Source organism: Kitasatospora sp. NPDC090091, from assembly GCF_044747365.1.
Classification (GTDB): Bacteria; Actinomycetota; Actinomycetes; order Streptomycetales; family Streptomycetaceae; genus Kitasatospora.
In genome coordinates, this window is the sequence record NZ_JBIVDY010000018.1 from 76,838 (window position 1) to 88,307 (window position 11,470).

An 11,470-nucleotide genomic window follows, 5' to 3' on the forward strand; every position below is an offset into this window, starting at 1 on the left:
ATGATCCACTACCGGATTACGAAGCACTCGCCGGAACAGCAGGTGGGGACGACACCGTCGTGGACGAGCTTCTCCGATATCGGTGAGTCATTCGGTGGCGAGGTACTCACGGTAGCAGCGTATACGGAGACTGAGGAACGCTACCTCTCGGCGATTCGCCAGTTCTCAGCAGCGCAGGGTGTTACGGCTCTCGAGGTTGATGGGCTGGAAATGTACCCGGAGAGCTCATGGTGGCAGCGTGTCAGTGAGGGCGACTGGCTGTCGCTTGACGAAGCCATCGAGCTGTCGAGATCGGTCCTCCGCGAGGACTTCGTGTGGTGCAGACTGCACTGCGGCAGCGAGTTCTTCGTGCACTTCGGGTATGACTACTACATGTATGTCGGAGTGTCTGGCTCGTTTCAGGAGACCGTTGCGTCAATTCGGCGATCCGGTCTCTACGTCGATGAGTTCGAGTCGCCGTACATGACCTAGCCGAATCCATTCGCCGGGCGAATCGTCGTCCGACGGCAACCCAGAAGCGCCGAGGGCGCCCTTCGAGAAGGGCGCCCTCGGTCGTTGTATAGGGAAATGCGGTCGCACTGTCGTTGCGGTGCCTCCCGCCTGCCGTCATCGGTGCCAGGAATTTCCGTTGTGGTCACGCGGGCAACCCGGAGATCAGATCGATCTTCTCTGGCGCTTCGTCCGTTCTCTCCCGCTGGCCCGGTTGGAATGAGGAATGGAGAACGGTACTCATGACGAAGGAGATGGTCACGGCGAAGCGGGTGGAGTGGACCAGGGCGTCGAGGTTGTCAGTGCAGCGGCCGGGGTTGCGGTCGGGGATTGAGCGGAGGGAGGGATCTTTGCCAGCGCCCAGGAAGCCCGTGTGATAGGAGGTGGCGTGTGCGAATCAGCTATGACCCGGATGTGGATGCGGCGATGATCTACCTCATGGATTCCGTCAAGTCCGGCGAGGCTGTAGAGCAGGTGGTTGTGGACGTGCCCGGGCCGGGAGAGCTCGTTCTCGACTTCGATTCGAGCGGGAGGATTCTCGCCATCGAGGTGATCGGCGCCTCGAGGCTTCTGCCTGAAAGGCTGGTGGCAGAGTCGGAGGGGTGACGCCGTCTGCCCCCAGGTGCCTGGTCGGCGTTCTGCCGGCCAGGCACCGTTCGTTGTGGCGTCATTCGGGCAAGGTGGAGAGGCGGCCGATCTCCCCCTTTCGTCCCAGGCCCTCATGGTCCCGAGGTGTGGCCGCACAGGGAGAGGTAGTCGGGGCGGTGTCTCCCACAGGCCTGCTGAGCAGGGCGGCGAGAGAGCTCACCCGCGCTACTGGGAGGAAGTCACACCAGCCGCCCGCCCCCGTCCACGTGGACGACGGTTCCGGTGACGTAGGGGCTGGTCATGGCGAAGTGGGTGGCGTGGACGAGGTCGTCCGTGGTGCCGATCCTTCGGGTCGGGTTGCGGGTGGCGGTCGACTGGAGGAAGGGGGCCTTGTCGGCGCCGAGGCGGTCCCAGGAGCCGCTGTCGACGATGCCGGGGGAGACGGCGTTGACGCGGACCGGGGCGATCTCGACGGCGAGGGCCTGGACCAGGAACGCCAGGGCGCCGTTGGTGGTGGCCATCACCGTGCGGGCCGGGGTCGGGCGCCAGGCGGCCACGCCGGAGAAGAAGGTGAAGGACGCGCCCTCGGGGGTGTCGGTCGCGGCCTGGGCGGCGAGGTGCTTGGCGAGCAGCAGCGGGCCGTAGACCTTGGCGGCGAACGCGCGGTGGACGTCGGCGAGTTCGAGCTCGGCGAGCGGGCCGTTGGCGGGCATGGCGGCGGTGGAGACCAGGTGGTGGAAGCGGCCGGTGGCGGTGGCGAGGGCGGCGATCGACGTCTCGTCGGCGAGGTCCACCGGTACGACCTCGGCCGGGCCGGACAGCTCGCCGGCCGTCCACTCCAGCTTGCGCGGGTCGGGCCCCGCGAGGACCAGTTCGGCGCCGGCCTCGGACGCGGCGCGGGCGAGGGCGCGGCCGGTGTTCGAGCCGGCGCCGACGACGACGATGCGGCGGCCGTCGAGGGAGCGGGGGAGGGGGGAGGACTGGGGCGTGGGGAGTGCAGTGGTCATGGGGACAACCCTCCGCCGACCAGCAGTGATGCGTCCAAGGCTTGTTTTCACCCCGAGCCATAAACTCTCTGCATGCCAACGCTCCGACAGCTCGAATACCTGGTGGCCGTCGTCGACACCGGCTCGTTCACCCGCGCCGCCGAGCTGCTGCACGTCACCCAGCCCGCGCTCTCGCACCAGGTCCGTGCGCTGGAGAAGGCCGTCGGCGGCACGCTGCTGGAGCGCCTGCCGCGCGCTGTCCGGCTGACACCGATGGGGCGTTCCGTGCTCCCGCACGCCCGGGCCGCGCTCGCCGATGCCGAGCGGCTGCAGGCCGCCGCCCGCCTGACGGCCGGGTTGGACGGCGGTGAGCTGGAGCTCGCCACGGTGTACTCGGTCGGGCTCGGCATCCTGCCGCCGGTTCTGCGGGCGTGGCGCCGGGACCACCCGGGGGTGCGGATCCGGTTGCGCGAGTTCGCGCACAACGACGAGCTGCGCGCGGCGATGACGGCCGGTCAGGCTGATCTCGCCATCGGCACGCCGCCGCCGGACTGGGAGGGGCCGATCCGGGAGCTGGGGGTCGAGGAGTTCGTGCTCGCGCTGCCGGCGGAGAGCGGAGCGGGCGAACGGGGCTCCGTCGCCCTCGCCGACCTCGCGGACCGTGACTGGGTGCACTACGCTCCCGGCAACGGCCTCGCCGATCTGGTGGACGAGGCCTGCGCGGAGGCGGGGTTCCGGCCGCGCGCCGCCGTGCGGACCGAGCAGACGGCCGCCGCGCCGCTGCTCGCGGCCGCGGGGCTCGGGCCGGCGCTGGTGCCGGCCAACATCGTGCCGCTGGGGTTCGACGGGGTGGTTCGGCGCCCCGAGCCGCCGGTGCGGCGCCCGCTGGTGGCGTACACCCGCACCCGGCCGGATCCGCTGTCGGCGGCCTTCGTCGAGCTGTTGGCCCGGCAGGCGTGTCTGCTGCCGCCGCACGTCGCGGAGTTGATCGCGGCCGACGCTCAGTGAGCTACGCGCACCGAGTGGCCGGCGCGCGGTGGATGGGGTGCGCGCCCGCCGACCGAGTCGGGTGCGCCCGGGAACCGGGTCGGGCGGATTCTCGTGATCTCTACAGTGTTGTAGATTCTCCGGCAGGGAGAGCGACAGAGGAGGGCATCGTGGGAGTTTCGCTGGCCAAGGGTGGGAACGTCTCGCTGACCAAGGAGGCGCCGGGGCTGACCGCCGTCATCGTCGGGCTCGGCTGGGACGTGCGCACCACCACGGGTGCCGACTACGACCTCGACGCGAGCGCGCTGCTCTGCACCGCGCTCGGCAAGGTGATGTCGGACCAGCACTTCGTCTTCTTCAACAACCTGCGCAGCCCCGAGGGTTCGGTCGAGCACAGCGGCGACAACCTCACGGGTGGCGGCGACGGTGACGACGAGCAGATCAAGGTCGACCTCGCCGCCGTGCCGGCCGAGGTCGCGAAGGTGGTATTCCCGGTGTCGATCTACGATGCCGACGCCCGGCTGCAGAACTTCGGCCAGGTCCGCAACGCCTTCATCCGGGTCGTCAACCAGGCCAACGGCCAGGAGATCGCCCGGTACGACCTCACCGAGGACGCCTCGACCGAGACCGCGATGGTCTTCGGCGAGCTCTACCGCAACGGCGCCGAGTGGAAGTTCCGCGCCATCGGCCAGGGCTACGCCTCCGGCCTGCGCGGGATCGCCACCGACTACGGCGTGAACGTCTGAGATCCGGTCCGGCTCACCGGGCCTGACGCCCGTTCGGCGGCTGCGCGAGAGCGTGGCCGCCGAACACGCCTTTGCCGCCGAGCTGTCGGCGCCACCAGTCGACCATCGCGGGCCCGTCCATCACCGACCAGTCCGGCGCCTCGGTGACCTGTGCCCGGCCGAGCCGCCGGCCCAGCTCGACCGTCTCCCGCCCGACCGGGCCGCGGTCCCGCTCGTACGCGGAGAGCAGTTCCGTCCAGGAGCCGGCCGACCGCCAGGCCTCCTCGAAGGCCCAGGCATCCTGCAGCGCCTTGACCACGCCGCTGGTGTTGTGCGGGCGGACGACGCTGGCCGCGTCCCCGGCCAGCAGCAGGCGGCCGGCGGTGCGGCGCGGGACGTCCAGGTCGTAGACCGGCTGGATGAAGGTCCGCTCGCGCGGGGTGAGGTCGGCGACCACCGCGGCCCAGTAGGGCGGCAGCTGCCGCTCCGCCAGGGCGGCCAGCTCCGCGAACTGTGCGCCGGTGAGGGCGCCGGCCGGCACGCTGGTCGGGCCGTCCAGCGGCAGCCAGGCGGGGGTGGGGGCGTAGAAGACCCAGTTGACCTGCGTGGAGCCGGGCTCCAGGCCCGGGATGCGGTAGAGCACCACCTGGCCGCCGGGGTAGCAGGCGGTGATGATCTCGTCCTCCGGCCAGAGCGCGGCGCCGCCGGGCAGGCCGTCCAGCAGTCGGGCGTCGAAGCTGCCGCGCCAGCAGACGTAGCCGGCGTACGCGGGCCGGGCCGCCGGGTCGGCGGCCTCCGGGCAGAGCGCCTCGCGCACCAGGGAGCGGTAGCCGTCCGCGCCGACCACCAGGTCGTACGGCTCGCGCCCGCCGGTCGTCGTCCGCACGCGGGCCGGCCCGTCGCCGCCGTCCACCGCCCCGGCGTCGACGGCGGTGACCGCCTCGCCGAGCCGGAACTCCACACCCTCGGGCGCGCGTTCGCGCAGCGCCTGCCAGAGCACGCCCCAGTGGTAGGAGCGGAAGGCGAGGTCCTGGACCCAGAGCACCCGCCCGCGCGGGTCGGCGGTGCCGAGCCCGTCGGCGGGAGCCGTCTCGCGGGTGAGCCAGCGGCGCAGGACGAGGCGGTGGTGGCGGATGCCGTCGTCCAGGTGGCCGGCCCGGACCAGCTCCTCGTAGCGGGGGGCCAGGACGCAGAGCCCGACACCGCGGTCCTCCAGCCGGCCGGGGCTGCGCTCCAGCACCACGACCTGCTCCGCACCTCCGCGGGCGGCCGCCCGCGCGAACGCGCACCCGGCGATGCTGCCGCCGACCACGGCTATGGACCCACCTCGCACGGCTGCCCCTTCCGCGACGTTCCCGGGGCCGCTCTGCCCCGCTGCCACCTCCGACCATAACGAAAAGTGAGTGAGCGACTCCATGGTGTCGACAAGATTCGGCCACGAAGCGGTCCGGTTGTGGCGGGTGGAGGTCTGCGGGGGGTATGGGGGGAGGCTCCCCTTGTGCAACTGGTTGCATATGCGGCGGCGCGTCCCCTACCGTTGGGTAACCACGCCTGTCACCTGCCACCCGCCACCCGCCGCCGGCGGACGGCCCGCGCCCGCGGACCGCCCGCGTCCAGCCGGACACCCAGGAGAAGCCGATGCCCAGCGCCCCGCCGCCGCCCTATCCCCACCTGCTGAGCCCGCTCGACCTCGGCTTCACCACCCTCCCCAACCGGGTGATCATGGGCTCGATGCACGTCGGTCTGGAGGAGGCTCCCGACGGCTTCGAGCGGATGGCCGCCTTCTACGCCGAGCGCGCCCGCGGCGGCGTCGGCCTGATCGTCACCGGCGGCATCGCCCCTAACGAGGCGGGCCGGCCCTGGGGCGGCGGCGCCATGCTCACCACCGAGGCCGAGGCCGACCGGCACCGCCTCGTCACCGACGCCGTCCACGCCGAGGGCGGCCGGATCGCGCTGCAGATCCTGCACTTCGGCCGTTACGCCTACCACCCGGAGCTGGTCGCCCCCAGTGCCCTCCAGGCCCCGATCAGCCCGTTCGTGCCGAACGAGCTCACCGCCGAGCAGGTCGAGCAGACCGTCGACGACTTCGCCCGCTGCGCCGCTCTCGCCCAGCGTGCGGGCTACGACGGCGTCGAGATCATGGGCTCCGAGGGCTACCTGATCAACGAGTTCACCGCCGCCGCCACCAACCGGCGCGAGGACGAGTGGGGCGGCTCGTACGAGAACCGGATGCGCTTCCCGGTCGAGATCGTCCGGCGGGTCCGCGAGCGGGTCGGGCCCGACTTCATCCTGATCTACCGCCTCTCCATGCTCGACCTCGTCCCCGGCGGCTCCACGCTCGCCGAGGTCGTGGAACTGGCGCAGGCCGTCGAGGCGGCCGGGGCGACGATCATCAACACCGGTATCGGCTGGCACGAGGCCCGCATCCCCACCATCGCCACCTCCGTCCCGCGCGGCGCCTACGCCTGGGTCACCAAGAAGGTGATGGGCTCGGTCGGCGTCCCGCTGGTCGCCGTCAACCGCATCAACACCCCCGAGATCGCCGAGCAGCTGCTCGCCGACGGCTGCGCGGACCTGGTCTCGCTGGCCCGGCCGCTGCTCGCCGACGCGGACTTCGTCGCCAAGGCGGGCGCCGGCCGCGCCGACGCCATCAACACCTGCATCGGCTGCAACCAGGCCTGCCTGGACCACACCTTCAGCGGGCAGATCACCTCCTGCCTGGTCAACCCGCGCGCCTGCCACGAGACCGAACTCGTCCTCGCGCCGACCAGGCTGCGCAAGCGGATCGGCGTCGTCGGCGCCGGCCCGGCCGGCCTCGCCTTCGCCGTCTCGGCCGCCGAGCGCGGCCACGCCGTCACACTGTTCGACGCCGCCGACACCATCGGCGGGCAGCTGAACGTCGCCCGGCGCATCCCCGGCAAGGAGGAGTTCGACGAGACCCTCCGCTACTTCCGCACCCGGCTCGCCGAGTCGGACGTCGAGCAGCGGCTCGGCGCGCCGGTGGACGCCGAGCAGCTCGCCGCCGAGGGCTTCGACGAGATCGTCCTCGCCACCGGCGTCACCCCGCGGACCCCGGCCGACATCCCCGGCATCGACCACCCCAAGGTCGTCGGCTACCTGGACGTGCTGCGCGACGGCGCGCCGGTCGGCGAGCGGGTGGCCGTCCTCGGCGCGGGCGGCATCGGCTTCGACGTCGCCGAGTACCTCACCGACCAGGGCGATGCCGCCAGCCTCAACCCGCCGGTCTTCCAGGCCAAGTGGGGCATCGACCCGGAGTACCGCGAGCGCGGCGGCCTCACCCGCCCGGTCGCGCCCAAGCCCCCGCGCAGCGTCCACCTGCTCCAGCGCAAGACCGGCAAGATCGGGGCCGGGCTCGGCAAGACCACCGGCTGGATCCACCGCACCGAGCTCAAGCACCGCGGTGTGGTGATGGTCCCCGGCGTGACGTACGACCTGATCGACGACGCCGGCCTGCACATCACCGTCGACGGCGAGCGGCAGCTCCTGCCCGTCGACACGGTCGTCCTCTGCACCGGGCAGGAGCCGCGGCGCGACCTCGACGCCGCCCTGCGCGAGCGCGGCCTCACGCCGCACCTGATCGGCGGTGCCGACGTGGCGGCGGAGCTGGACGCCAAGCGGGCGATCAAGCAGGGGACGGAGCTGGCTGCGGCGCTCTGACGTCGGGGCGGGGTGGCGGGGCGGCCGCCCCCGGCCGGCCGCCCCCACTCCGACGAGTCCCGCCCGGCGCGTCCTGCACCGCCCCGCGCCGGGCGACGTGCGCCGGCGCGCAGCGGGGCGCGGGCCGGGGCGCGGGCCAGGCACAGCCTAGGATCGTGGCATGTCGCTGCCGCACGCCATCCTCACCGCCCTGTTGGAGAAGCCGTCCTCGGGGCTGGAGCTGACCCGGCGGTTCGACAAGTCGATCGGCTTCTTCTGGTCCGCCAGCCACCAGCAGATCTACCGCGAGCTGGGCCGCCTGGAGACCTCCGGCCTGATCCGGGCCCTCCCGCAGACCGGCCCGGTGCGCGGCCAGAAGAAGGAGTACGAAGTCCTGCCCGCCGGCCGCGCCGAACTCGAACGGTGGACCGCCGGCGGGGACGAGCCCCGGGCCATGCGCGAACCGCTGTTGCTGCGCCTGCGTGCGGCCGCCGTGGTCGGCACGGCCGGCCTCGATGCCGAACTGTCCCGCCATCTCGCCCTGCACCGGGCGCAGTTGGCCGACTACGAGGAGATCGAGCGGCGCGACTTCCCGCCCGAGCGGGCGGACACCGAGAACCGGCTGCAGCACGCCGTGCTGCGCGCCGGGATCGGGTTGGAGGCCTTCTGGGTGCAGTGGCTCGCCGAGACCCTGGACACGCTCCCACCCGCCCCCGGAGACCCTGCCTGACCTGCGGCTCCGCCCCTCGGGCGGGCGAGCGGGCGGGCCCGGTGGGACACTGGACGCCTGTCCGTGCCCGACTCCTGATCGGGGGCCCGCATGTCCCACTCGCGGCCTCTCCTCGCCCTCACCGCGGCGGCCGTCGTCACCGTGGCGACCCTCGGCACCGCGGACCTCGCCGCCGGCTCGCCCCGCCCGCCGGCCGTCACCGTCCAGGCCGCCGCCGTTCGGGCGGCGCAGGCGGCGCCGGCCGGGCAGCTGCCCACGGACGCCCAGTTGAGGACGGCGCTGCTCACGGCGGCCGAACTCGGGCCCGAGTTCACCGAGGTCCCGCCCAGCACCGGCTCCTCGCCGAGCGGCGGTGCCTCCCCGGTCTCCGGCTGCGACGCCCTGCGTGCCCTGCTCGCCCGGCAGGGCGCCGAGCCGGCGCCGCAACAGCCGCACCAGGAGGTCGAGTTCGAGGGGCCGGGTGGCAGCCCGCTGGTCACCGAGTCACTCACCGCCGAGGACTCCGCCAAGCTCACCGGCGACTTCGCCACCGTCACCGAGGCGTTCGCGAACTGCCACAGCCTCACCTTCGACGACGGCACCGGCACCTCAGTGACCTTCACGGTCACCCCGATCACCCTCGGCGAGCGCCCCGACGCCCCCGCCGTCCGCCTCGACGGCATCCTCTCCGGCGTCCAACTCAACGGCTACATCGGCATCGAGCGCTTCGGACCGGCCGCCCTCTCCTACGGCTTCTTCCAGCGCGACTCCGGCTCCTCGCAACTCGCCTCGCTGTACTACCGGGCCGCGGTCGCCAAGGCCGAACGCACCCTCAACGTCCCGGCCGGCAGCGAGACCGCCACGACCGCGACGGTCTGACCGCGAGCCCGGCAGCCCGAAAGCCCGCCGGCCGCCCGTACGGGGCCGGCGGGCGGACGATCAAGCGCGCCTCCCCCTCCCGGACCGGCCGCGCTGGTACCACAGTGCGTGCCGGCACACCCAGGGGGGCCACAGAGACGAGGTAGCGCAGCGCCATGTCCCACCACCTCAGCGGTCCGAACCTCCGCTCGCCGCGGGGCGACGCCCGGCTCGACCTCACCGACCTGTTCGCCTTCCCCGCCGCCGACGCCCCCGGCCGGACCGTCCTCATCATGGACGTGAACCCCTACGCCCCCACCCAGGCCGCCGAGTTCCACCCGGACGCCGTCTACCGCATCAACATCGACAGCGACGGCGACAACCGCGCGGACGTCGCCTACTCCTTCACCTTCGCCGGCTCCCGTACCGGCGGACAGACCGTCACCGTCCACCGCGCGACCGGCACCGCCGCGCAGAAGCACGAGGCGACCGGCGAGGTGGTCTTCGCGGACGTGCCGGTGGCCTTCGGCGACGCGCCCGACGTCGTGGACGCGGACGACCGCAGGCTCTCCGTCGGCCTGCGCAGCGACCCCTTCTTCGCCGACCTCGAAGGGATCGTCAACAACTTCACCTGGACCGGCAAGGACGCGATGGCCGAGGCCAACGTCTTCGGCATCGCCCTCGAAGTCCCGGACGCCGATCTCGGCCCCGACCCGGTGATCGGCGTCTGGGCCCGCGTCAGCCTGCACCAGGACGGCCAGCTGGTCTCCGTCGACCGCGGCGCCCACCCCTCCCTGACGGCCTACTTCAACGCCGAGGAGGTCAAGGACGCCTACAACGCCGGCGAGCCGGCCGACGACTGGGACACCTACCGCGAGCCCTGGACGGCCGTCCTCCAGCACACCGGCGACTACACCACCGCGGCCGCCACCGAGACCCTCAAGCTCGTCCTGCCCGACATCCTCCGCTACGACCGCTCCCGCCCCGCCGCCTACCCCAACGGCCGCACCCTCAGCGACGACGTGACCTCGGCCCGCCTCGCCATGGTCTCCGGCGGCAAGATCACCTCTGACCACATCCCCCCGCACACCGACCTCCTCCCCACCTTCCCCCACCTCGGCCACCCCCACCCGGCCCCGTGACGTCATGGTTGGTTGGTGGGCGCCGGGCACCGGGCGTCTGATCGCTTTCGACTGCCGATCAGAGGCCCGATGCGCGGCCCACCTGGCAGGACGGTCAGGCGACGGCGACGGCGACGGCGACGGCGATGGCGGGCGGGACCGCGTCGGTCGCGGTCATCTTGTTCGCCTTCAGCCACTTCGCGTAGCGCCACTCCAAGGCCTCCTTGTGGGGCAGCTTGGGCAGCGTCAGCTGCGGCTCGATGATCCCGAGCTCGGCCAGGCTGGGGCCCTGAGGCCGGACCATCACCTGGAGGGTGTCCGGGTGGATGGCGAACAGCTGAGCGTCGAAGGCCCGATGAAGTGCTGCATTCATGGGGAGGCCGTTGCGGGAGTCGGAACTCCCGTTCTCCGCGTCGGGGCGCAGATGGGCCGCTTCGATCATTTCGGGCACCGCGATGCCCGAGAACGGGCAGCGCGAGCCGTAGCGATGGATGACCTCGACCTTGAACTTCGCCTGATCGGGTCGGCTCGTGATCGTTCCCGAGCGCGTCCGGCGCCGATTCCCCTCCAACTGGAAAGGGTGATCGTCGGAACGGTCGCGGTCGAGGAGCTGCTGCGGAGGCGTGGCATCGAAGCTGACGTAGAACTGGCCGCTGGTGTCCTCCCAGCCGGCGACCCAACCGAGGCGGACCTCGCGCCGCGTGCCCCGCTCGGAGATCAGGAACACCGGCAGCGAACGCTGGGAAGCCGTTTTCGTGGCGTCGATCTCGGCCCTGTCCTGACCCCGGCGGTTGGTGTCGGGGTAGCGGTAGAGCGCTCCGCTGTCGTTGATCTCATCGGGGTAGTCGACGCCGGTGTGCTTGAGGCCGACTGCCAACCCCTGCGGGTCGAGGCGCCGCGTCCGCTTCTTGTCGACCCAGATGCCCTGCTGCCCGCCGTAGGCCCGGACCGCCCGGACCTCGCCTGCGGTCAACAGGCCGTCGGCGTCCTGGCGGGCCTGCAGATTACGCCACATGGTGAGCCGCCAGGCCAGCTCCTCCTCAAGCGTGGCGGGCTGCCCGTCCACCACGGTGAAGCCCAACTGCTGCAGGGCCACGGTCGCCGGTGCGGGGTCGCCGTGGAACTCGTGCTCGGTCAACGGCCCGTGCTCCGGGTGCTGGTAGCCGTGGGCCGCCCCGGCGATGGCCTCGGCGTCATAGAGGCGATCGCCGTGCTGGACGAAGTACTGGGCCGATTCCGTGTAGTCGTAGCGCTTGAGGAAGGCCTCCTGACCGAGGCTGTCGAACTCCTTGAGTGCGGTCTGAACGGCGTCCGCGTCAGTCAGGTCGTCGATGCTCACACGTCTCCTCG

Annotated in this window: 11 protein-coding genes; 8 read left to right on the forward strand and 3 right to left on the reverse strand. The window is 72.1% G+C overall.

Going from position 1 to position 11,470, the window contains the following annotated elements:
* Complete coding sequence (locus ACIPSC_RS28240; protein ID WP_400829141.1) at positions 1-471, forward strand: hypothetical protein; 471 nt, start codon at positions 1-3, stop codon at positions 469-471.
* 408 nt (positions 472-879) lie between these two features.
* Positions 880-1,095, forward strand: a complete 216-nt coding sequence (locus ACIPSC_RS28245) for a DUF2283 domain-containing protein (RefSeq protein WP_400829143.1) — start codon at positions 880-882, stop codon at positions 1,093-1,095.
* A 221-nt stretch (positions 1,096-1,316) separates the two neighbouring features.
* Here the strand turns inward: ACIPSC_RS28245 and ACIPSC_RS28250 are convergent, their stop codons facing one another.
* Entirely contained in the window at positions 1,317-2,084 is a 768-nt protein-coding gene (locus ACIPSC_RS28250) for an SDR family oxidoreductase (protein ID WP_400829145.1), read from the reverse strand.
* Positions 2,085-2,156: 72 nt separating this feature from the next.
* Between ACIPSC_RS28250 and ACIPSC_RS28255 the strand changes: the two genes are divergently transcribed.
* Positions 2,157-3,071: a LysR family transcriptional regulator gene (locus ACIPSC_RS28255; protein ID WP_400829148.1), complete on the forward strand. Its 915-nt coding sequence runs from the start codon at positions 2,157-2,159 to the stop codon at positions 3,069-3,071.
* A 149-nt stretch (positions 3,072-3,220) separates the two neighbouring features.
* The gene (locus ACIPSC_RS28260) at positions 3,221-3,796 is read left to right on the forward strand and encodes a TerD family protein (RefSeq protein WP_313766180.1); all 576 of its coding nucleotides are present in this window, start codon (positions 3,221-3,223) and stop codon (positions 3,794-3,796) included.
* Positions 3,797-3,809: 13 nt separating this feature from the next.
* Here the strand turns inward: ACIPSC_RS28260 and ACIPSC_RS28265 are convergent, their stop codons facing one another.
* Positions 3,810-5,108: an FAD-dependent monooxygenase gene (locus tag ACIPSC_RS28265; protein ID WP_400829151.1), complete on the reverse strand. Its 1,299-nt coding sequence runs from the start codon at positions 5,106-5,108 to the stop codon at positions 3,810-3,812.
* A gap of 305 nt (positions 5,109-5,413) precedes the next feature.
* Between ACIPSC_RS28265 and ACIPSC_RS28270 the strand changes: the two genes are divergently transcribed.
* From ACIPSC_RS28270 to ACIPSC_RS28285, 4 genes are all read left to right on the forward strand, one after another.
* A complete protein-coding gene (locus ACIPSC_RS28270) occupies positions 5,414-7,453 on the forward strand; it encodes an FAD-dependent oxidoreductase (protein WP_400829153.1) in 2,040 nt (679 codons plus the stop codon).
* 160 nt (positions 7,454-7,613) lie between these two features.
* Positions 7,614-8,162, forward strand: a complete 549-nt coding sequence (locus tag ACIPSC_RS28275) for a PadR family transcriptional regulator (protein ID WP_400829155.1) — start codon at positions 7,614-7,616, stop codon at positions 8,160-8,162.
* Between the two features lie 90 nt (positions 8,163-8,252).
* The gene (locus ACIPSC_RS28280) at positions 8,253-9,020 is read left to right on the forward strand and encodes a hypothetical protein (RefSeq protein WP_400829157.1); all 768 of its coding nucleotides are present in this window, start codon (positions 8,253-8,255) and stop codon (positions 9,018-9,020) included.
* Between the two features lie 155 nt (positions 9,021-9,175).
* Positions 9,176-10,141, forward strand: coding sequence for a DUF4331 family protein (locus tag ACIPSC_RS28285; protein WP_400829159.1), 966 nt, complete (start codon positions 9,176-9,178; stop codon positions 10,139-10,141).
* A gap of 94 nt (positions 10,142-10,235) precedes the next feature.
* On the opposite strand, the gene ACIPSC_RS28290 is transcribed toward ACIPSC_RS28285, so the two are convergent.
* Positions 10,236-11,459: an HNH endonuclease gene (locus tag ACIPSC_RS28290; RefSeq protein WP_400829161.1), complete on the reverse strand. Its 1,224-nt coding sequence runs from the start codon at positions 11,457-11,459 to the stop codon at positions 10,236-10,238.
* Positions 11,460-11,470 lie beyond the last annotated feature (11 nt).

Coding starts and splice junctions, on each gene's coding strand:
- ACIPSC_RS28270 (WP_400829153.1), top strand. CDS start 5,414: ATGCCCAGCGCCCCGCCGCCGCCCTATCCCCACCTGCTGAGCCCGCTC.
- ACIPSC_RS28255 (WP_400829148.1), top strand. CDS start 2,157: ATGCCAACGCTCCGACAGCTCGAATACCTGGTGGCCGTCGTCGACACC.
- ACIPSC_RS28250 (WP_400829145.1), bottom strand. CDS start 2,084: ATGACCACTGCACTCCCCACGCCCCAGTCCTCCCCCCTCCCCCGCTCC.
- ACIPSC_RS28285 (WP_400829159.1), top strand. CDS start 9,176: ATGTCCCACCACCTCAGCGGTCCGAACCTCCGCTCGCCGCGGGGCGAC.
- ACIPSC_RS28275 (WP_400829155.1), top strand. CDS start 7,614: ATGTCGCTGCCGCACGCCATCCTCACCGCCCTGTTGGAGAAGCCGTCC.
- ACIPSC_RS28280 (WP_400829157.1), top strand. CDS start 8,253: ATGTCCCACTCGCGGCCTCTCCTCGCCCTCACCGCGGCGGCCGTCGTC.
- ACIPSC_RS28240 (WP_400829141.1), top strand. CDS start 1: ATGATCCACTACCGGATTACGAAGCACTCGCCGGAACAGCAGGTGGGG.